Source organism: Bacterioplanoides pacificum, from assembly GCF_042648445.1.
In the GTDB taxonomy this organism is placed as follows: Bacteria; Pseudomonadota; Gammaproteobacteria; order Pseudomonadales; family Oceanobacteraceae; genus Bacterioplanoides; species Bacterioplanoides pacificum.
This window is the reverse complement of sequence record NZ_JBHRYB010000025.1, coordinates 13725-36700: the sequence shown is the minus strand read 5'-3', so window position 1 is coordinate 36700 and position 22976 is coordinate 13725. Positions and strand designations below refer to the sequence as shown.

12 protein-coding genes are annotated in these 22976 nt (G+C 55.6%); 2 read left to right on the top strand and 10 right to left on the bottom strand.

All coding sequences use genetic code 11. The features are described 5' to 3' along the window. Positions 1–252 precede the first annotated feature (252 nt). Positions 253–750 carry a thioesterase family protein gene (locus tag ACFOMG_RS17100; protein ID WP_376868447.1) on the top strand — a complete coding sequence of 166 codons (498 nt, stop codon included), beginning with the start codon at positions 253–255 and terminating at the stop codon, positions 748–750. On the opposite strand, the gene pbpC is transcribed toward ACFOMG_RS17100, so the two are convergent. The 10 genes from pbpC to ACFOMG_RS17050 form a co-directional block, all read right to left on the bottom strand. Further along, positions 747–3080, bottom strand: coding sequence for a penicillin-binding protein 1C (gene pbpC / locus ACFOMG_RS17095; protein WP_376868446.1), 2334 nt, complete (start codon positions 3078–3080; stop codon positions 747–749). The two genes, ACFOMG_RS17100 and pbpC, sit on opposite strands and share 4 nt — an antisense overlap. Beyond that, on the bottom strand, positions 3081–8984 hold the full coding sequence (locus tag ACFOMG_RS17090; protein WP_376868445.1) for an alpha-2-macroglobulin: 5904 nt from the start codon (positions 8982–8984) through the stop codon (positions 3081–3083). A 110-nt stretch (positions 8985–9094) separates the two neighbouring features. Further along, entirely contained in the window at positions 9095–9793 is a 699-nt protein-coding gene (locus tag ACFOMG_RS17085) for a cupin domain-containing protein (protein WP_376868444.1), read from the bottom strand. A 110-nt stretch (positions 9794–9903) separates the two neighbouring features. Then, complete coding sequence (locus ACFOMG_RS17080; protein WP_376868442.1) at positions 9904–11754, bottom strand: methyl-accepting chemotaxis protein; 1851 nt, start codon at positions 11752–11754, stop codon at positions 9904–9906. A 237-nt stretch (positions 11755–11991) separates the two neighbouring features. Further along, positions 11992–12987, bottom strand: coding sequence for a branched-chain amino acid aminotransferase (locus ACFOMG_RS17075; protein ID WP_376868440.1), 996 nt, complete (start codon positions 12985–12987; stop codon positions 11992–11994). A gap of 523 nt (positions 12988–13510) precedes the next feature. Continuing rightward, positions 13511–16411: a bifunctional [glutamate--ammonia ligase]-adenylyl-L-tyrosine phosphorylase/[glutamate--ammonia-ligase] adenylyltransferase gene (gene glnE, locus ACFOMG_RS17070; protein WP_376868438.1), complete on the bottom strand. Its 2901-nt coding sequence runs from the start codon at positions 16409–16411 to the stop codon at positions 13511–13513. A 71-nt stretch (positions 16412–16482) separates the two neighbouring features. Next, positions 16483–17295 (bottom strand): ABC transporter permease subunit, encoded by an 813-nt coding sequence (locus tag ACFOMG_RS17065; RefSeq protein ID WP_376868437.1) that lies wholly within the window; start codon positions 17293–17295, stop codon positions 16483–16485. Position 17296: 1 nt separating this feature from the next. After that, positions 17297–18214: an ABC transporter permease subunit gene (locus ACFOMG_RS17060; protein WP_376868435.1), complete on the bottom strand. Its 918-nt coding sequence runs from the start codon at positions 18212–18214 to the stop codon at positions 17297–17299. Further along, positions 18211–19338 (bottom strand): ABC transporter ATP-binding protein, encoded by a 1128-nt coding sequence (locus ACFOMG_RS17055; RefSeq protein ID WP_376868433.1) that lies wholly within the window; start codon positions 19336–19338, stop codon positions 18211–18213. Before ACFOMG_RS17055 ends, ACFOMG_RS17060 begins: the two co-directional genes overlap by 4 nt. Before the next feature lie 29 nt (positions 19339–19367). Further along, the gene (locus tag ACFOMG_RS17050; RefSeq protein ID WP_376868432.1) at positions 19368–20462 is read right to left on the bottom strand and encodes a polyamine ABC transporter substrate-binding protein; all 1095 of its coding nucleotides are present in this window, start codon (positions 20460–20462) and stop codon (positions 19368–19370) included. 162 nt (positions 20463–20624) lie between these two features. Here ACFOMG_RS17050 and mrcB point away from each other — a divergent pair, with 162 nt between their 5' ends. After that, positions 20625–22967 carry a penicillin-binding protein 1B gene (gene mrcB / locus ACFOMG_RS17045; protein WP_376868431.1) on the top strand — a complete coding sequence of 781 codons (2343 nt, stop codon included), beginning with the start codon at positions 20625–20627 and terminating at the stop codon, positions 22965–22967. Positions 22968–22976 lie beyond the last annotated feature (9 nt).

Genomic DNA, 22976 nt, shown 5'->3' with positions numbered 1-22976 from the left:
CTTCGTTCAGTATGCCGATTGTAGCCTGCTTTGTAGCTGATTTATCGCAAAGTTTCGTCGAGGCGGCACTTTATGGGGCAATTGTTACGGTTTTATGCCAAAGCCGGCGATCGGCCTGAGCACAATGATCAGGGCCGGGCGTCGGATCGGCAATTTACTCACACGGTGGTAAGCCGCAGAATGAAGCCGCCAGCGGCTCTGGCGGTAATGATTAACCGGGTCGCTGTGACAATAATGATAAGAGAAATCAACATGACACAAGAGACACACAACCCGGAGCTGGTTGCCGAAGGTTTCAGCAAAACCGAACTGAATCTGACGATGAATTTTCTCGATCAGATTCCGTTTAACAAGTTATTAGGGTTAAAGCCCAGGCTGCTGAGCGATAACCGCTGTGAATTTACCATGAGCATGCGCGACGACCTGGTGGGTAACTGGCTGCAGGGTATTCTTCATGGTGGCGCGATTTCCACAGCGCTGGATGTCACCGGTGGTGCCATGGCGCTGATTGCGGCCTGGCAACGGATGCACAAAAAAGACGTGCCGAAGGAAGAACGACCGAAGCAGTTGTCGAAGCTGGGCACCATCGATATGCGGGTCGACTTTTTACATCCGGGTAAAGGCAAAGAGTTTGTTGCCAGTGCCAGCCTGTTGCGTATCGGCAATAAAGTGGCGGTGACGCGGATGGAATTTCACAACGAAGAGGGCACGTTAATCGCCGTCGGCACCGGCACCTATTTATGCGGTTAATGCAAACGGCCCACCTCGATCCAGCGTGAACGGCTGCGGCCATGATCATCACTGACGGTCAGCTGATAACGGCCACTCTGTTTTGGCGTCCAGTAGAGAATTTCTCCCGGCCGGGAATGCCCTAATAAACGGTTTTCGATCAGCCAGTATAAGCGTTTAACCCCGGCTGCTGCATCGGCCTGCAGCGGCAGCTGGGCTGATACCCCGGTGCCTTCGGCATCCAGCATAAAACGCATTCCTTCATACGGTGAGCGGATACGCGGGCCGTTACTTTCGCTGATGTGCATATCCTGGCTGCAATCCGCCTCCGGTGGTTTACGCCGCGCCAGCCCGGCACGGGCAAACAACTGCGCCATTTCGGTCGACCAGAATTCATACAGACGTTGTTCGTGTTGTGCCGTATAGGGCGGACAAACCGCCTGGCCAGTGTTTTTATCGACCCACACCCAGCGGTGTAAATCGCTTACCCGGATTGGTGATACGCCGGGAATAAACCAGCTTTGCAGGCGTTGCGGACAGGCGCTATTGGGCAGATCACCGGAGGCGGCACAAATTTCGACTTTACGCACGCCTGAGGGTTGTGGCCGCTGGCGCTGACTGTGCTCCGGCTGCTTGCCGACGACATTGGGCAGGGCTTCGGCAATACGCCACCACAGCGGCGCGGCGGTTTTAATGCCCACCAGTGCCGGGTTGGCAGAGCCATCAAAATTACCATTCCAGACCACTAAAACGTAAGGGCCCACTACTCCTGCTGTCCAGGCATCACGGAAGCTCCAGCTGGTGCCGGTTTTCCAGGCAGTAAACCAGGGATGGGGCCGGGCCTGGCTGGAAACGCCGGGGCGCGGTTTTTGCGCCAGCATTTCCAGCGCCAGCCAGCTGGCCTGTGGCGATAGCAGTGCCCGGGGCTGTTCGCTGGTGTTGTGCTGCAGTGTCAGTGGTGCATCAAGGCCGTTATTGGCCAGTGCGCTATACAGCCGTGCCAGCTCCTGCATCGTCACTTCACCGGCTCCCAGCACCAGTGCCAGACCATAATATTCGCGGCTCTGTAAGCGGCTCACTCCGGCACGTTTTAATAAGTCGTGCAGGTCATGGCCGGGAGGCATTTTGGATGCCAGCGCCACGGCCGGAATATTGCGGCTGCGGTTTAAGGCAGCGGTGGCATTGATGGGCCCGGCAAAGCGGCGGTCGTAATTTTCCGGGGTATAAGGGCCAAACGCCTGGGGAGCGTCTTTTAACATGGAGCGCGGATGAATCATGCCCTGTTCCAGCGCCAGCGCAAATAACAGCGGTTTCAGGGTGGAGCCGGGGGAGCGTTTGGCCTGGCTGCCGTTTACCTGGCCGGCGATATTGGCATCAAAATAATCCGCTGAACCCACCATGGCGACTATCTCCCGGCTGGGCCAGTGCACCAGCATGGCGCTGGCGTTTTCGACCCCGCGGGCCTGCAGTTGTGGATAACCGAGGCGAATCTGACGTTCCAGTGCGCGTTGCAGCACCGGATTAATGCTGCTGTGAATCGCTCCCCGGGTTGTTCCCAGTTTGCCCTGGCGCTGTTGTTGCAGTAACAGGTCGGTTGCGTGGGGCGCGCGGAACGGCGCTACCGGACGATAGCTGATGGCTGCCACACTGGCGTTCAGCCCCAGTCGTTGTGGCTGTTGTTCGCGCCAGCGCAGCAGCAAACGTTCCACCGCAGCGCGGGTGTCTTCTGCCGCGCGCGGCCGGCGTGCCGGTTGTTGTGGCACTACCGCCAGGGTAGCGGCTTCCAGCGCACTCAGCTGCGCCGCAGGTTTATTAAAATACAGCCAGGATGCCGCGCCGACGCCCTGAATATTGCCGCCATAAGGGGCAAAATTCAGGTAGGCCTCAAGGATTTCCCGTTTGCTGTAACGCGCCTCCAGCCACAGGGCCTGGCCAATCTGCTGCAGCTTGGCCAGCGGTGTGCGGGTTGATTCACGTTGCAGCAGGCGCGCCAGCTGCATGGTAATGGTGGAGCCGCCCTGACGATTGCCGCCACTGTAGGTACGCAGCGCGCCGCGGATCAGGCTGAACGGGTTCACCCCCGGGTGTTGCCAGAACCACTGATCTTCCTGCATCAGCATGGCTTCCTGCATCAGTTCTCCGGTCTGCTCCAGCGGCAACCAATAGCGGTATTGCTGATCGGCGGCGGTGGTCAGCCGTAACAGGCTGCCGTCGCTGGCAAACACGGCACTGGAATGCGGAAACTGATCCCGCAGTGGTGCATGCGGCCACAGACGGATCAGTGGCAGACTGAAGAGCAGAATAAAAAGCAGGCCGAAGCCTGCTTTGATCAGTTGCTGACGTGGCATCATTTACGGTTGACTGGCCGGGTTGCCGGATTTATCAGAGTTGCCGGGCTTACCTGAGTTGCCGGGCTTACCTGAGTTGTTGGATTTGTCGATCTGCAGCTCACCCGCTGCGGTAATCGAGAACACCTCCGGCTGATACAGTGCCCGGGTAAAGGCGACCGGTACGGTGAAACGTCCGGCGCTGACGGCGCGCACTTTATAGCTCAGCGTGACCGTCCCGTCGCCGTACAGGCTGCCGTATAACATCAGCCGGTCGTCACGCAGGTTGTCGTAATCAAGCGACCAGGGGCCGTCGATATCGGTTAATACCCGTGAGCTGTGTTCGCTGTCTTCCTGTTGCACCGGATTGATCACCGGCACCGGTTCGATACCACCCGGTAACAGGTCAACAATTGCCAACTGCTGGTAATGGTTATCGTCCAGTGTCCGTAACCGCAGCCGTACCAGGAACTCATCCCCCACGCTGAACTGGTTTTTTAACTTGCCGTCTAGGTCGGTGAAATCGCGCTGAATTTCCACTCCGTGGCTGCTGGCCGGGCTGGCTGTGCGGTCGTAACCCGTGTGGCGCAGGGCGTAGAACAGCGGCAGGTCATTGGCGTTATCCAGTCGCAGGGTGCGGCTGTTGAGCGGTAACCCGGCGTGTTGACCAAAGCTATTGCGGCTTAACGCCAGCGGGCTTGGTTCACCGGTGTTGGTCTGGCTGATAAAGGCCAGGGCATCGCTGTCACGCTGGCTGGCGCGCTGGTGGTAAGCATCCAGTGCCAGCATCATCCAGGCTGCTGAATGGCTGTGGTAGCGTTGTTGCGAGATGGCGTCGGCCATATCCAGCAGTACCGTTTGTGGCAGGGTGTCAAACAACTGCGGGAAGTGGCGCATCAGCAGGTACAGATGGATCGCGTTTTCGCTTAACTCATCCTGGAATAAGATCACCCGCGACGCCTTGCCCGGCTTGCCGGTGTGCCAGTTTAACCGCCGCATCATGGCCGATGCCTGAGCCTCCTGACGCTGCAGCTGTAAGGCTGCGGCCAGGTATGCAGCGGCCAGATCCTGCTGCCATTGTTGCGGGAAATATTTCTCCAGATCCGACTGCACCGCCGTTAACCGGTTGCCCGGCGTCTGACCGCTGCGGGCAATCAGGTACACGCCGTAGGCGGCCATCCGCAACTCACGCAGATCACTGTGTGGCCGGCTGACAAAGTCCTGCACAAAACTCAGCGACTGGTTCAGCATATCATCGGGTACGGCCTGATTACGGTCTTTGGCTTCCAGCATAAAGTTCAGCGCAAACAGGGTGTAATACGGATTGGCGTTTAACGTGGCGCGCCACATACCAAACCCGCCTTCGTCGTTCTGACGGCCCCGCAACATGCTCAGCGCCGCCGGAACATCGAAGGTTTTGTTGTTGTCGGTCAGCGCCGGATAAGCCTGTAATAACAGCGCCGGTACCGCCCGGCTGGTGAGCTGTTCGGTACACATATGGCTGTAGTTATTCAGGTAAGACGCCAGACCGCGGGCCCACAATAACGGTGAGGCACCAACATCCACTTCCGCTTCTGCAAAGGCGTTGTGTAACTGGCGCAGGTCGTTAAACGCTTGTTGTTCTCCGCCTTCAATGACCCCGGCCTGCAACACGGTACGGTATGGCGAGGCCGGACGTACTGACACACTTTCGCGGTAACGGGCCTGGTAATCGCCACTGCTGGCGCGGAACTGCAGGGTTTTTTCGCCCGGTTCATCGCCCAGCCGGACACGGAATTCAACCAGCTGATCCTGGCCCTGGTTGAGTGTCAGCTGACGCTTGGCATCACCGATCACGCGGGCGCCGGCGGGCAGTTGCAGCTCAACATCGATGGTATTGCTGCTGGCCGCCGAGGCCTGTTGTGGTTTGATGTTGTTATACACCGCCAGCGACAGATTGACTTCGTCGCCCGGTGATACCGCTACCGGTACGTTCGGTGTCAGAATCAGATCGCCCTGAACCAAGCTGCTTTGTTCCAGCACCTGCATGCGGTTTTCGTTGGCTAATACCGCATAGATGCGTACCCGGCCGTTAAAATAATCCGGCGCGCGGAAGTTGAATTCATGCTCACCGGCCTGAATATCCCGCACTCCGGACCACCATACCACCGGTGGATTACGTTTTTTCTTAAACGGGTTGAGGTTCTGCGCCAGTGCTACTTCTTCGGCCATACCACCGCCCGGCGCCGATGCCATAATCTGCGAATATTCCGGCAGAATCAGATCCAGCATCTGCCGGGTGCTGACCTGTAAGCGGCGTTTTTGCAGGAAGTGCGACAGTGGATCCGGGGTACGGAACTTCGCCACCTGCAGAATACCTTCGTCGACCGCCACCAGAATCAGCCGCGACGATTCCGGAGTGTTGACCGTCATGCGGATATCATCACCCGGACGCACCCGTTCGCTGCTGTTCATTTTGGCGTCGATAATGCGCGCTGAGCGGTTGATATTAAACGGCACCACCGCTACTGACAGCGGGCTCATATAAATCTCCGGCGAATCAGCTTCGCGGATAAACTGCACATTGATATAGGCGTTGCCTTCCAGTTCACGCGGTACCCGAATGGTTTGTACCGAGCTGGTGGTGGACGTTTTAAACCACTGGCTGGCGTACACTTTGTCGCGTTCGATGGTGATTAAACCGGTGCCGGTATAAGGCGCAATAATGCTGATTTCGATACTGTCGCCATTGCGGTATTCGTCGTTATCCAGGCTGACCTGTAACTCGGCATTACGTTCCAGCGAGCGGGTCAGGTTGGCGGTACCCGCCACCTGATAATTCAGGGTGGCGAGAATTTCGTCGTTATCGTTGCGTAACCGCAGCCGGTATTCTCCCGGTGAGCTGGTATCCAGCCTTTGTTGCAGGCCGTTTTTGCCGATGCTGACCGCTTCGCTGTTAAGGGTGAATTCACGCTGGCGTGAGACGTAGCGATAACTGCCGTTTGGCTGACGTGCCAGCACGGAGACGTAGCGGATTTCACTTTTCTCCAGTCGTAAAGTGTTGGCTTCAACCTGCTGTAACTGCGAATCGACGGCGATAAACTGCACGTTACGTTCGCTGTTATGTTTCACGTTTAAACGGCCATCGGCTTTAAAACCAATCATATAAGGTGCGTCGGATACCAGCAGGCTGGTGTTGGCATTAACGCCGCGGCCGGAGCCTTTTTCGTACGACGTGGTATTAAAATGCAGCCGGTAAGTGGCCCGTTCGAAGCGCGATAAATCCAGTTCGAACAGGGTATCGCCCTGGTCGTCGGTAAATTGTTCGCCGAGGTATTCATAGCTGTCGGACAAGCGGCCATCGGCACTGCTGCGGTCGAAGAAGCGGTAATCCGGATACTGAGCAAACTGTGGCCAGGCCTGACGGATGTTCATTTCACCCACTACCCGGGCGCCGGCAGCCGGTGTGCCAAACAGGTGTTGCACGTTTACCCGGCCTGCGACCTCGTTCGGACGTAACCAGCCGCGTACGGTGTCGTCGCTTAAACGGGCTTTGACTTTCAGCCGGTCGGGCTCAAATTCACGCACGTTAAACCGCACCGATCCCAGTTCACGTACGTATTCATAACGGCCGTTATGTACGCGGCTGACCTTGAAGCGGTAATCACCGGTTAATGCGGCGGCGGATAAATCGAATTCCAGTGCATCAAAACCACTGCGGTGTAAACGGCGGCGTTGTTTATAGATGCTCATGCCACGCGGATCATAAATTTCCAGTTGTACCGGCATTCCTTCGTAAGCCGGACGCCAGTCGCCGGCGCGGACAATGTACATCAGCCGGGCACTTTCACCGGGGCGATACAGTTCGCGGTCGGAGAAGGCAAAAGCACTCAGTTCATCACCATCACTGTCGTTCACGCCACCGATATCAAAGCGCGAATAATTAATTTCGCGGTTGCCGCCGCTGTAAGGGATAAACGCGCTGTCGCCGTTTTTGCTGACCACAAACGCCAGTGGCCGTTTTTCGCTGCCGCGGTAACGCGGCGCACGGAAGTGGGCGCGGCCCTGGTAATCCGTGGTGACGGTTTGCAGGCTCTGGCCATTCAGTGAGATCAGTTTTGCCTGGGCATTGGCCACCGGCCGCCCGCTGCTGAGCGACACCACAAACACATCGTGTTCGCCGTCTTTATTGCGTTTAACCATCAGCCCCATATCGGTGATGGCAATTAACCGCCGGGTGTGTGGCAGGGCACCGAACTCGTAATCGGGTGCTTCTTCGCGGGGAGATAAGTTCACCACAAATAAGCCGCGCGACAAGCCTTTGTTATTCAGATAACGGCCCAGGTTCAGCGAGCTGGTACTGGAGGTTTTCGGATTCTTGTTGCGGACCCGCTGCTGACCGGTAAACCGTTCGATAATTTTACTCATATCGAAATTCGAGACAGTCGGGGACGAAGGATCACTGCCGTTATCGGCAATAAAGTGGTGTAACTGATCGGGCAGAATACGTTGCACTTCGTAGCTGAAGTGTTGATGGCCACGACTGACCACCGCCACTTTTTTCTCGCCGTGTAACGACAATAAATTGCCCTGCGACATAAATTTCAGAATTTTCGGATAGGATGGTACCTGAACCACCTGGCTGTACCGTTTTACCAGCTCATAACCGCCGACGGCGGTCAGTCCGGGTTCCATTTTGAGCAGCAGATAACGGTCTTGTGGCACGTCCAGTTTCAGCTGGTGCAGCTGGCTGTTTTCAAATTCGCCCTGAATGTATTGCGCATGAATGCGTTCGGCACGGGCCAGCACAGCGCTGGTGACATTGTCGTTATGCCAGTAGTGCAGATACTCTTTGTCTTTCTGATCGGCGGCGTATTTCGGTAATAACCATAGTTGTAGTTGTTCGGCGAAGTGTTTTTCCGCTACTGGTGCACTGGTGTGTACCATCAGCACCTGTTCCGGAGTGCTGCCGTTTTCAACAATTTCAATGCCAGGATTACGCAGTGCCAGTTTGCCGCGGCCGGGAATTTTCTGCTTCCAGTGCAGGCTGTTGTCACTGCTGTCGCCACCGGCCAGTGGTTCGATACCACTATCGATTTCAATAGTCAGCTGCCGGTCGAGGCGTGGTACCGCCAGTGCCGCAGTGTGAATATGGGCACTCAGTTTGTCGTCGCTGTAAATCACGCTGAAGTTTTTATCTTCGCTGCGGATAAACTCCAGCCCGGATTCCGGCTTAATACGAATATTGCGTTCCAGTGTTACGGCATCCACCGGGTGGGAAAAGCGCAGACTGGCGATGACTTTTTTCTGGTTCGGATCAACCGGGTCCTGATAAAACTCAACGTCGCGTTTGTACACCTCAAATCCGGCGGTGGTAAAACTGTCTTCGGTTTTTTCCAGCAGGATCTGTTCGGCTACCAGACCTTGTTCGGCGATGGTGACGGTATAGCGGCTGTTAATTTTCCAGTCCTGTTGTGGCTCGAAGATTAACGTGTAGTCGTCCTGCCAGCGCCATTCCCCGGCGGTTTGTGGCGATAAACGTACGCCGTCAGTCAGCGCTTCTTCGCTGCGCTTGAGTGGCGCCGCGGATTTGGTGAAGCGTACATACAGCGGCTGAATATTGGGCTGGTCACCGTCCCAGGTGGTTTTTGCCGGTGCCCGGGCGGTAAAGCTGGTGGTTACCGGCTGAGGCAAAGACTGGTACCAGACATACCCCAGTACACTGCCAACCAATAACAGTGGCGGTAATATCACGTGTAACACGGCTAACCAGCGATGACGGCCAAGAAAACGGAAATAACGGCCAACCTGATCGATGATCAGCTGTAACCAGGGGGGTGGTGTCCACTGGCCAAACACAAAGCCAAATACCCAGGCAATAATGGACCACAGCAGCTTAAACACGCTGGCGATGGCAGAAAAAACAAAGCGGAAAGGGGCAAATAACATGCGCATTCCTTGTGCTGGTTGGGGAACGGACGGTAATAGACACCGCACCAGAAACAGAACCGCAGATAATAACGGATGCACCAGAGTGAAGAAAGTTATTGAGAGGCCGCTTAGTTGAACTGTGTCCCGCTTTCGCCTAAATGGCCGGCTTTCACCAACAGCAGGGTATCCTGCTCGACGTAAGGGCAATGCTGACTCATATGAGGGCTGCGAATCCAGCTGCCCGCCGGGTAGCGGCCATGCTTATCCATCAGCTCGCCGGAAATCACCAGAATTTCTTCACCCGCAAAATGTGTGTGTGGCTGGCCGCGTTCTCCTGCCGGCCAGAATACCAGCGTGGTGGATTCTCCCTGATAGTCGTGCAGCGGTAATACGCTTAAGCCTCCGGGACCGGGGCGTAATCCGGCGTTACTGGTATTGACCCGAATGTGTTGCTGGTCGCCGGGCTGAAACTGATGCAGCTTAACAAACAGCACACAGCCTTCGTTACTGAACGGCGCGTGTTCAAAACCTTCCGGGTTGCGGATATAACTGCCCGCCGGGTAATCGCCACTTTCGTCAGAAAATACCCCTTCCAGCACAAATATCTCTTCCCCTTGCGGGTGTGGATGAGAACGGAAACGCGAGCCGGGCAGGTATTTAACGATGCTGGTGGCGTGGCCACGTTCGGCGTCTTCACGGGCCAGGCGTTTGCGTAACACACCCGGCATCGGGCTTTGTGACCATTGCAGATCGTTGCTGTTGATGACCACCCGCTGGCTGAAGTCGAGATTAAGCATGTTGTTCGCTCTATGGTTCTGTAGTGACATTGGGCCAGCCTGGAGGAGGAATGTTCCAGCCCGATGAGCGGATCACATCGTTGCTCTGATTAAACAATCCACCGGGTGTCTGGTGAGCGTAAAAAGCCGCGTGATGCGGCTTACACCCGAAAGCGCGACAGGTTGCCGGCGATGGTGGTGCTCAGGCTGTGCAACTGACCGGACTGATTCATAGCCTCAGCGACGTTGCCGGCCAGATCATCGGAAGCCGACTGAATGGCGGTGGCAATACGGCTGATTTCTTCAGTTGCGGCGTGTTGCTCGCGCGAGGCATTGGCAATGTTTTGTGAACGTTCGGAAATATCCCCCAGCGCTCCGGCAATCACCGCCAGGCTCTGGCTGACTTCGGCAGCACTGTCGGCGGTTTCATCGGTCAGGTTTTTACTGGTCTGCATGATATTCACCGCACTCTGGCTGTGTTGCTTCAGGTTGTCGATCATCTCCTGAATCTCGCCGGTCGCTTCGTGAGTGCGTTGCGACAGGGTGCGGACCTCATCGGCAACCACCGCAAACCCACGGCCCTGTTCACCGGCGCGGGCGGCTTCGATGGCGGCATTCAGTGCCAGCAGGTTGGTTTGTTCAGCAATGCCCTGAATGGTGGCTAAAATGCCGGTGATTTGTTGTGCCTGTTCATCCAGCTGGGTGATGACGCCGGTGGCATCATCAATCTGGCTGGTGAGGCGGCCCATACGGCGTTTATTTTCTTCGGCATTGGTAATGCCCGACTGACCTTCTTCGGTGGCGTTCTGGGCGGCACCCGCGGTATCGGAAGCGTTGGAAGCCACTTCTGATGAGGTGGATGATAATTCGTTGACGGCCACGGCCACCTGGCTGATTTCGCTCTGTTGCAATTGTACCGCCTGATTATTTTCTTCGGCATTATTACGCGCCGAGCTGGATAACGTATCCAGTTCCCGTGATGAATCCATACTCTGCGATACCAGCTCATGAATGGAGCCCACAAAGACGTTAAACGAATGGCTCAGAGCGCCAATTTCATCGTTTTGTTCCACTTCCAGCCGTTTGGTCAGATCGGCTTCACCCTGGGCGATATCTGACATCACCACGCCGAGGTTAGCCAGCGGTTTCAGTAAGCGGGAAATAATCACACCACTGATCAGGGTGACAATCACAATGGTCAGGATACCGGTGACCCAGCTGGACCAGCGCAATGCCGCCAGGCTGGCATAGGCTTCTTTTTCCGGCGTTACTAATAAAACCTGCCAGTCGCTGCCGGCGATCGGATACAGGCCGAGCAGGCTGTGGTGCTGATTAAAATCGGCGGTCACGATAGCACCGGGCTGCAGCTGGGCAGCGGACAAAAACTGGCTGATGGGTTTGCCGATCAGCGCTTTATCCGGGTGCACCATAAATTGTTGTTTGGCATCGAGCAGGGCGGCATAACCGTGTTCGCCGAGGTCGATATCCAGTACCTGATTGACTACCGCCGTCAATGCCACATCGCCGGCTAACACACCGTTATCGGTGGGCTGGGCAAAGGTAATCACCAGTTCACCAGTGCTGGCGTCAACATACGGCGCGGTCACAATCTGTTTGCCCTGTTGGCGTGCCTGTTTATACCAGGGCCGGATGCGCGGGTCATAATCGGCGGGCAGTTCCTCGTCCGGGCGCATGGTCATCTCGCCTTGCTGGGTACCCAGGTACAGGAATAAAAAATTACCGCCGCGCTGACCCTGAGTAACGATATCACCCGCCGACAGATTGGTGTTCAGCGAGTTGACAGCGGCGGCAACCACAGTGCTTTTGGTTTTCAGCCAGTGGCTGACAAAGGTAGCGGTTTTTTCACCGGTGACGCGGATACGTTCACTGATTTCGCCCGCCAGGCTGGCGCGCGCCTGCTGATAACTGAAAGCACTGCTGAGTGCTAATAAAACAAGAATGGTGCCGCCAACTGCCAGCATCAGCTTTTTGCGAATACTCAGATTTTTCATACATTTTCTCACAACATTTCCGGCCGTTTTTTCAGCTTAGTCTGTTTTTAACGACACGAAGTGTTAATACGTGAATACACGATAGTGGGAAGAGGAAAGGGAAAGCAGAGTCTGAAATAACAGAGCTTTAAATCTAAACATTCAGTTATAAAAAAACCGCCATGGCATGGCTGGCCTGGCGGTTTTTTTACACAGGTTACATAACCTGTGGGTCAGTCTGTTAACAAAGAGTAACGATTAAACTTTGGTTAACCAGCCGAATTTATCTTCCGCTTTGCCCCACTGAATATCGTTCAGCATCTGGCGCAGCTTCTGGGTGGTTTCACCGGCTTCACCAGAACCGACGGTAAATTCCTGACCCTGGTGAATCAGAGTGCCAACCGACGTTAATACCGCTGCGGTACCCGACAGTGCCGCTTCAGTACCCGGCTTTTTAGCCCGTTCGATCAGTTCATCAACGCTGAAATCACGTTCGCTGACGGTCATGCCGGCATCGCGGGCGATGGTTAAAATCGAATCGCGGGTAACGCCGTGCAGGAACGTGCTGTCTAACGCTTTGGTGATGATTTCGTTACCGTCGATCAGGATAAAGTTTGCGGCACCGGTTTCCTGGACGTCGCCGTTCGGGCAGAACAGAATCTGGTCGGCGTCGTGTTCTTTACGGGCCTGCAGAATCGGGCCCAGAGCACTGGCGTAATTGCCCCCGCTTTTAATCATGCCCATGTGTGGGGCACAACGCATGCCGTCTTCTTCCAGCAGCAGGCGTAACGGCTTGGCTCCGCTGGCAAAATAATCACCCACTGGCGACAACAATACATATAACAACGATGATTCGGTCGGCGCCGCGGCTTTACCGATCGCCGGCTCAGTGCCGATATGAGTCGGGCGGATATACATAGAGCCGGGTGGCAGCGGCACATCGTCGGCGTACAGCGCGACCACGTCTTTAATCATCTGACCCAGCTGATCTTTATCGATGGCGGGCAGATTTAATAATTCACTGCTCTGCGCCATGCGATTAATGTTGGCATCCATACGGAAAACATTGACGCTGCCATCGGCGTGTTTAAACGCTTTTAAGCCTTCAAAACAGGTGCTTGAGTAATGTAAGACATGAGCACCCGGATGGAATTCTAACTTATCGGACGGGACGATACCTGAAGCTGTCCAGGAGTTGTTTTCAAAAGTTGCCAGTGCCATTTTCGGCATGAAAACTGTTCCAAATGCGGCCATTGCTATTCCTAACCTTTGGTATGGAAGCCTGAGCCCGGCTTCCGACTCACTGATAGTTCTCAGCGTTATACTGTTGCTCGTTCCGCAGGCGGGTGACGTACATGTGTGAAAAATCTGAGCCGGATCAAACCTGCCGGTTTGGCGACGGCTGTTATTTTATAGTGCGCGCCGGTGGTTGCAGCGCTGACAGGCCAGGTCGGTTTCCTGGAGGGCTGTTGGTCTTGTGAACGGATCAGCCCGGCTTGAGTGATGGCTCCCGGCAACCTGAGTGGCGGCTGCCTGAGTCTGCTCATCAGACGGCTGTGGCGAAAGCAACAGCTCGTCGTGCACCATAAATTCGATATCTACACGGTCACCGGCGTCTGTCGAGACGGAAACGCTGGTTGTCTGAATTTCTGGAGCCGGGATTATCGCTCATTTTTTGCCGCTTGGCTTGTACTTCTTTAGGCGCAGGCCGGATTTTGTACTTTTCGGTCAGATTCCGACAGCACCGGGCCGGTATTTGGTAAGCGTTTTGGCCGGATTATTCCAGCCACTGTTGCCATAACCGTACTACCTCGGCTTTTTGCCGGTCGATATCCAGTTGTTGCCGGGCCTCGCTGTTGAGCACCAGTTTTTCTTTCTGTAACGCCCGGCGATGCGATTCAGCACGGTAATTCAGATAGGTTGTCTGTAGCTGTTCCACATCCGCCTGCGACATCAGGCCGCTGGTGGCAAAGCTGTCGAGAATGCGCATGTTATCGGTATAGGTCAGCAGCTCCGGTCGTTGTCTGGCATTGGCCAGCACACCGTACTGCACCAGAAATTCAATATCGACGATGCCACCCTGATCCTGTTTGAGGTGGTAACTGCCGGCATTTTTATGATCTTCACCCAGGTGTTCACGCATTTTCTGGCGCATATCCCGCACCTCTTGTTGCAGCGTTTGCTGCTCGCGCGGGCGGGCGAGAATATCGGCGCGGATATGACTGAATTCATCGATGGTATGGGCGGCACCACAAATTGCGCGGGCCCGCACCAGTGCCTGATGTTCCCAGGTCCAGGCGTGTTTTTGCTGGTATTCGGCAAAGGCTTTCATCGACGCGACAATCATGCCGGAGTTGCCTGAAGGCCGCAGCCGCATATCCACTTCGTATAAATCGCCAGAGCGGGTCTGGGTGGTCATGATGTGAATCATGCGTTGTCCCATGCGGGTATAAAATACGCCGTTGTCCTGGCTGCGTTCGCCGTTGGTGTAACGATTACTGCAGGCGTTATGTAAAAACACCAGGTCGAGGTCTGAGCTGTAACTCAGTTCCAGGCCACCGACTTTGCCATAACCAATGACGGCAAATTCCGGCTCAGTAACGGCTTCTTTTTCGGCGTTCGTCGGGTAACCGTATTTGGCCACCATTTGTTGCCAGGATAACCACATCACTTTATTCACCACCACTTCGGCCAGGTAGGTGAGGTAATCGCTGACCTTCATCAGCGGCAAGGCTTCCATTACTTCGCAGGCCGCTGCGCGTAATTTATGCGCCCGGGCAAACTGGCGCAGCTGCTCCATTTGTTGTTCCAGATCGTCTTCGTCGATGCGTAACAAACGTAAATCGAGTTCTTCGGCCAGTTCACTTTTTTGTGGCAAACGGTAGAGGCTTTCCGGGACTAATAATTCGTCCAGTAATAATGGCGTCTGGGTAATATATTCTGCTACCCAAACCGAGGCGCCACACAATTTAATCAGCTGGGTTAACGCCTGAGGGTTTTCTTTTAATAACACCAGGTAGGCGGTACGGCGTAACACCGCTTCCAGCAGCGGAATAATACGCTCCAGGGTGTCGACCGGATTATTATGTTGCCATAATTCTTTCAGTAATAACGGCATTAAGGCGTCGAGCCGTTCGCGGCCAATCTGTTGCATCATGGCCACGGCTTTGGAGTCGCGGAATTTTTCCAGCCGCTGCTGTACCGCATCCGAGCGGCTGCAGGGGTATTGATTTAAAAATTCCTGTTCTGCCTGGCCGTGTAATTCGCCGTGCCATAAATCGATCCAGGCGTGTTCTTCCTGTTCGTTGCCGGGTTCATCGTCATCGCCGGCGACTATCTGGGCAAAGTGGTATTTTACGTTGTCGCGGTGTTGTTCCAGTAAGGTCAGATACTCATGCCAGTGATCACAGCCCATGGCCCAGGCGATGCGTGCCTGATCCACCGCATCGTCCGGCAGTTGCTGGGTTTGTTCGTCATTGAGTGCCTGGATGGCGTGTTCGCTGTTACGCAGAAATAAATACGCCTGTTTTAATTCATCGCAGGCGCCGGCCGGTAAATAACCGTCGCCGGCGAGAATATCCAGCACTTTTACCAGTTCGCGGGTTTGTAATTGTTCGTCCTGGCCACCACGGATTAACTGGAACGCCTGCACGATAAACTCGACTTCGCGGATACCGCCCTGACCGAGTTTAACGTTCATTTCCAGCCCGCGGCGACGCACCTCGGCATTGATCATGGCTTTCATGGAGCGTAACGATTCAAAGGCGCTAAAGTCGATATAGGCGCGATAGGTAAAGGGCCGTAATATTTTTAACAGTTCCTGTGCCGCCGGATTGTCTTCGCCGGTCATCACCCGCGCTTTGACCATGGCGTAACGTTCCCAGTCGCGGCCCTGGTCCTGATAATATTCTTCCAGCGAGGCAAAATTCATTACCAGCGGGCCACTCTGGCCGTAAGGGCGCAACCGCATATCGGTGCGGAAAACAAAACCGTCAATGGTGGTTTTATCCAGCGCCAGAATCAGCTTCTGGCCAAGCTTAATAAAATATTCCTGATTACTGATCACTTTCGGGCCGCTGGTGTCGCCACTTTCCGGGTAGCTGAAAATCAGGTCGATATCGGAGCTGAGGTTCAGTTCGTAAGCGCCCAGTTTGCCCATGCCTAATACATGCAGCTGTTGTTCCTGTTGCGACTGACGGCCGATAGGGCGGCCATGACGCTGCTGCAGCACGGTGCTGAGAAAGGTAATGGAGCGCGCTACACATTCGTCGGCCAGATCGGATAACGCCCGGGTGGTTTCCAGCGTCGACGCCAGGCGTAACAGATCACGCCAGATAATATGCACCATGGCACGGCGGCGCAGTTTACGTAATGCCGCGTGCCAGTCGTCTTCGCTGCTGGCCTGCTGGCTCAACTCATCCAGCCAGGCGCTGATGGTGCTGCGTGGCAGTGGCTGGCAAATGGCGTCGCTGCTCAGGTGGTGCTGAAAAAACGTCGCCTCTTTTGGCAGGGCGTCGACCACAAACGAACTTAACGTCAGTACTTTTTGTGCCTGTTGTTGTTGTGTCGGCGACAGCTGTTGCCATAACGCCGGCCAGTCGAGGCCAAAGCGCTCACCGATATCGGTCAGCTGGGATTGCTGGTTTTGCCATAAATCAGATAACACAGAAGGCAACATAACGCAGGGTCACTCGGTTGGAAATTTGCCTTCTATTTAAACGGTTAGCCGCGCTTTTGCATAGATGCGGATCAGGGATGGGGCGATTGTCGCTGGCGGCGGTACAACAACAGCCCGGTGATCAGTACGGCCAACGCTACCAGCAGAATAATAATGCTGGCCAGGGCGTTGATCTGTGGGCTGATGCCTAACCGCACGCTGGAATAGATCACCATCGGCAAGGTGGTGGCACCGGGGCCGGAAACAAAACTGGCGACCACCAGATCGTCCATCGACAGGGTAAAGGCCAGCAACCAGCCGGCTGCCAGTGCCGGGGCAATCATCGGCAGGGTGATGGTGAAAAACACCGTTACCGGCCGGGCTCCGAGGTCGAGGGCGGCTTCTTCCAGTGAGCGGTCCATATGGTTTAAACGGCTTTGTACAATCACGGTGACATAGGCCATGGAAAAGGTGACATGGGCCAGCAATATGGTCAGCTGGCCACGGCCGGCGGGCCAGCCGATTAACCGTTCCATGCTGACGAATAACAATAACAGCGACAGGCCGATCATAATTTCCGGAATCACCAGCGGTGCGGCCGACATGATAGCCAGTGATTTGTGCCCGCGGCGGCCGCTGAAACGTACCAGCGCCAGTGCCGCCAGGGTGCCCAGCAGCACCGCCAGGCAGGCGTTAAGCGCGGCGATTTTAATACTCAGCCAGGCGGCGCTGAGCAGTGGTTTGTTATCCAGCAGGGCGCTGTACCATTTGCTGCTGAAGCCACCCCAGACGGTCACCAGCCGGCTTTCGTTAAAGGAATACACCACCAGGCTGATAATCGGCAGGTATAAAAAAGCCAGTCCCAACAGCAGGCCGGTGGTGGCAAACGGATGACGTTTAAACATGTTACGACTCCTGCGCCTGGCGGCTGGCTTTTTGTTCGTAATGGCGCATCAGCACAAACGGCAGAATCAGCACCAGCAATAACACCGATGCCAGCGCAGACGCCAGTGGCCAGTCTTTATTACTGAAAAACTCGGTCCACATCAGTTTGCCAATCATCAGGGTATCCGGGCCGCCCAATAAATCGGGAATCACAAACTCGCCCATCACCGGAATAAAAACCAGCATGCCGCCGGCAATCACGCCGGGCAGTGATTGTGGCAGGGTGATGGTTAAAAACTGTTTCCACGGCCGGGCGCCCAGGTCGGCGGCGGCCTGTAATAAAGTGGTATCGAGCCGGGTCAGTGTGGCGTACAGCGGTAACACAAAAAACGGCAGGTAGCTGTATACCACACCGATATAAACGGCGACGGGGGTGTGCAGCAGGGTCAGTGGCTGGTCAATAATGCCCAGCGTTAATAACAGCTGGTTAACCAGGCCGTTATTTTTCAGAATGCCGATCCAGGCGTATACCCGTAATAAAAAAGAGGTCCAGAACGGCAGAATCACCAGCATCAGCAACGGCAGACGCCAGTGTTGCGGCGCCCGGGCGATGGCGTAGGCCATCGGGTAACCCAGCAGGATACACAGCAGGGTGGAGATCACGGCAATTTCAAATGAGCCCCAGAACGCTGCCAGATACAGGTCGTCTTCGATTAACAATAAATAGTTGCCGAAATTCAGCTGGATGGTAACCAGGCCATCCTCAACCTCCTGAATCCAGTCGAGAAACGGCGGCTGTGCCAGCGCCGCTTCCGACAGGCTGATTTTCAGCACAAATAAAAACGGCAATAAAAAAAACAGCGCCAGCCAGAACCAGGGAATGGCGGTGATCAGGTTGTGGCCGGCAACGCCTGGCAATAAACGACGCAGCCGGCTCATTGGGTTAATACACCGCAGGAAAAGGCGCTCCAGTGGATCGCCACCTGTTGCCCCCAGGTGAGCGGTTGTTCTGCCAGCGCCTGAATATTCGGCTGGGTAAACTGCAATCGCTGACCGCTGGCCAGCTCGACGTGATAAATCGACACGTCGCCTAAATAGGCAATTTCCTGAATAATCCCCTGCGTGCTGTTGGCTTCGTTCTGGTGTTGCTGGCGCACGGTGATTTTTTCCGGCCGGATTGCGACGGTGACGTCCATCCCCGGTGTCAGTGGCTGGCTGTGGTGAACCTGTAATTCACAGCCGGCCTGTTCGCACTGGATCTGTACCAGGTCGTCATCGTGGCTGATGACCTGGCCGTTAAATAAATTGACCGAACCAATAAAACCGGCGGCGTAACGGCTGGCCGGGAATTCGTACATACGGCGCGGATTATCGACCTGCTCAATGCGGCCATCACGCATCAGTGCAATGCGCGATGACATGGTCATGGCTTCTTCCTGATCGTGGGTGACCACGATAAAGGTGATGCCGAGGCGCTCCTGAATATTCACCAGTTCAAACTGGGTCTGTTCGCGCAGTTTTTTATCCAGTGCTCCGAGTGGTTCGTCGAGCAGCAGAATTTTCGGGTGTTTGGCCAGTGCCCGGGCCAGAGCAACCCGCTGGCGCTGACCACCGGACAGCTGGTCGGGTTTGCGGCTGGCTAATGCCTCAATCTGCACCAGTGCCAGCATTTCCTGCACCCGTTCGCGGATGGCTGCGCGCGGCATTTTTTCCTGCTTTAAACCGTAAGCAATGTTCTGCGCCACGCTCATATGGGGAAATAATGCGTAGTTCTGGAACATCATATTCACCGGCCGCAGATAAGGCGGCACGGCGGTAACGTCCTGACCATCGATCAGGATGCGGCCGCTGCTGGGGGTTTCAAAGCCGGCCAACATACGCAGCAGAGTGGATTTACCACAACCGGATGCGCCCAGCAGGGAAAAGAACTCACCCTTGTTGATCGTCAGGCTGATGTCATCCACGGCGTAGGTGGTGCCAAAGGTTTTCGTCAGCTTGTCGATCCGGACAATCGGCTGTTCCTCCGGCAGCGTTAGCGCTGCCGCTGAAGGGGTGGTGGTCATAACTCGTTGGGCTCAGACAGAGGTGAAGATTATTTGCCGGTTTTAACCCGGGTCCAGCTGCGCGTCATATTACGCGCTTCACGGTGTGACGGTGCTTTTAATACCACCAGTCGTTGCTGGGTTGTGGCCGGCGGGTAGATACCCGGATGGTTACGGATGGCATCGTCGACCAGAGGCGTGGCCGCCTGGTTGGCGTTGGCGTAGGCGACATAATTACTGATATCGGCAATCACCTGCGGCTGCAGCAGGTAATTAACAAACTGATGGGCGGCCTGTGGATTGGGGGCATCGGCCGGAATGACTGCCACATCGGTCCACAGCACCGCACCTTCGCGCGGAATCACGTATTGCACCTTAACGCCGTTGCCGGATTCCTGCGCCCGGGCCTGGGCCTGCAACATATCGCCGGAATAACCGTGGGCAACACAAATATCGCCGTTGGCGATGTCGTTAATGGTTTGTGAACTGTGGAAATAACGGATGTCGTCGCGCACCTGGCTGACCACGGCGGCGGCTTCTTTGATGGCTGTTTTGCTGAAATCATTGGTGTCTTTACCCAGATACAAGCGGGCGGCGACAAACACTTCGGTGGCTTCGTCGATCAGCGCGATACCACAACCGGCCAGCCGTGCGGTGATTTCCGGATCAAACACTAAGCGCCAGCTGTCGAGTGGCATATCGTCGCCTAAAATGGCTTTGACCTTGTCGACGTTATAGGCGATACCGGAGGTGCCCCACATATAAGGCACCATAAACTGATTGCCGGGGTCGAGGTCTGCGAGTGATTTCAGGATGACCGGATTCAGATTGTGGTAGCCAGGCAGCTGGCTTTTATCGTACGCCTGATACAGTTTTGCCTGCACCCCCCGGGCGGCAAACGGCCGCGCAGTGGGAAATACCAGATCGTAGCCGGTGCGGCCGGTGAGCATTTTGGCTTCCAGCACTTCGTCGGAATCATAGACGTCGTAAGTCACTTTAATGCCGCTGGCTTTTTCAAAGTTGGCCAGGGTATCTTCGGCAATATAATCCGACCAGTTATAAATATGCAGTTCCTGCTGTGCTGCAGACACACCGCTGAACATCAGAGCGCTGGCCAGGACGGCGCGCAATACACGGTTTTTCATCGGACCTTTTCTCCTGCTGATTAAGCGAATGACTGGCGTGACTGACCCTTTACCTTAGCCGCCAGAATCGGGCGCGCAATATTGGCGATTTTCCCTGAAAAATACAATTGATCCGGTGTTATGATTCCGGACTTTCAGACAATCAGGAATCCAGCACCGGCTATGGCCAAACCCGGCACCCGAAAGGGTAACAAACGCAACCGTAAAACGTCAGCCAGACAACCGTCCAAAGCGGCCGCTTCCCGCCCGCGTGGCGCCTTATGGCGCTGGTTCTGGCGCCTGAGTTTACTCGGGCTGGTGGGATTGTCGGTGTACCTGGTGTATCTCGATGCTCAGGTACGGCAGCAGTTTGATGGCAAAAAATGGAAATTGCCGGCCAAGGTGTATGCCCGGCCACTGGTGTTGTATCCGGGGCTGCAGCTGAATGCCGGGCAATTGCAGGCGGAGCTGAGCTGGGCTGACTATAAAGAATCGCGCCATGCCGAGGTGCCGGGCAGTTATGCCCGCCGGGGTGACGACTGGCTGGTGTATCGCCGTTCTTTCCCGTTCTGGGATAACGCCGAAGCGGCGCGTTTTATTCGCGTCGATATTGACGACGGCCGGGTGCAACGTATCCGTGACCGCCAGGGTCAGGAGATTCCTCTGATCCGGCTGGAGCCACAATACGTCGGCGGAATTTTTCCGGCCCACAACGAAGACCGCGAACTGGTGTCGCTGGAACAGGTGCCACCGATGCTGGTGGCGGCGCTGGTGGTGACCGAAGACAAAGCCTTTTTTGAGCACTGGGGGGTGTCGTTCCGCGGTATCGCCCGGGCGATGGTGGCCAATATTCAGGCCGGTGGTTTTGTTCAGGGGGGGTCCACATTAACCCAGCAGCTGATTAAAAACTTTTTCCTGACCAGCGAACGTACCCTGTCGCGTAAGGCGCAGGAAGCGTTAATGGCGTTGTTGCTGGAGCTGCATTATTCCAAAGAAGAAATTCTCGGGGCTTATCTGAACGAGGTCTACCTGGGCCAGGCCGGACGCCGGGCGATTCATGGCTTTGGTCTGGCGGCGCGTTTTTATTTTGGTAAAAGTGTCAGTGAGCTGACCCTGGATGAAGTCGCCACGCTGGTCGGACTGGTGAAAGGCGCTTCTTATTACAACCCGAAACGTAATCCGCAGCGCGCCAAACAACGGCGCGACCTGATTCTCGGGCTGATGGCCGAGCACGATATTATTTCCGATGAGCAGCGGATTCAGGCCCAGGGCCGTCCGATTAAGGTCGCTAATTCACGCCGGGCCGGGCAGCGGGAATATCCGGCGTTTCTGGAGCTGGCGAAAAAACAGCTGCAACGTGATTACCGGCTGGAAGACCTGCAGAACGAAGGGCTGCGTATCTTCACCACGCTCGATCCCTGGATTCAGCATTCGCTGGAAAAATCGGCGCTGCGGCATATCGCCAATCTGGAGCGCTGGCAGCCGGCACAAAAGGATAAGCTGGAAACCGCGGCGGTGGTCACCAGTGTTGATGGTGGCGAAATCCGGGCGTTATTAGGATCGCGTCAGACCGAATTTTTTGGCTACAACCGTGCCATCAGTATGCAGCGCTCGATTGGTTCACTGGCGAAACCGGCGGTGTATCTGACGGCGCTGAATTCCGGCCGCTTTCACTGGGGCAGCCCGGTCAGCGATGCGCCGGTCACCGTCAGTGGCCCGGCCGACAGCTTATGGCAGCCGAAGAATTACGACCGCAAAAGTCATGGCATTGTGCCTATGGTGGACGCCATGGCGCGTTCCCTTAACCAGGCCACCGCCCGTTTGGGGATGACGGTGGGGCTGGAAAAAGTAGTACATACCTTCCGCCAGCTGGGGCTGAAAAAAGATATTCCGCCCTATCCGTCGATATTGCTGGGTGCCATTGATGCCTCTCCGCTGGAAGTGGCGGGCATGTACCAGACCATCGCAACTCAGGGCTTTTATACGCCGTTGCGTACCATCGAAGCGGTGACCACCGCCACTGGTAGTACCTTGTCATCGTATGCCATCGAAGGGGAACAACGTTTCCCGGCGGAACAGATGCAGTGGTTGCGTTATGGTCTGGAGCAGGTGGCAGAACGCGGTACCGCACGCCGTCTGACGGCTAATCTGGAGGGCCCGCTGGCGGCCAAAACCGGCACCAGTGACGATCAGCGTGATGCCTGGCTGGCCGCTTTTGATGATCGTTATCTCGGCGTCATCTGGGTCGGCCGTGACGATAACAAAGCCATGCCGTTTGCCGGCAGCAGTGCGGCATTACCGATCTGGATGAATGCCTTCCGTGATATTGGTGTACAACCACTGAAAGCCGCGCATCGGCTGCAATGGCGTGCGGTGGATGAACAGGGGAGGCAATTACAGCCACACTGTGACGGCAAGAGTTATCCCTTTATTGCCAGCCGGCTGGAAGCGACGCCACACGGCTGTGAGCAGGCCAGCCAGCCGCAACCGGAAGAACAATCCGGCTGGCTCGACTGGCTGTTTTAAGCCGCGGGC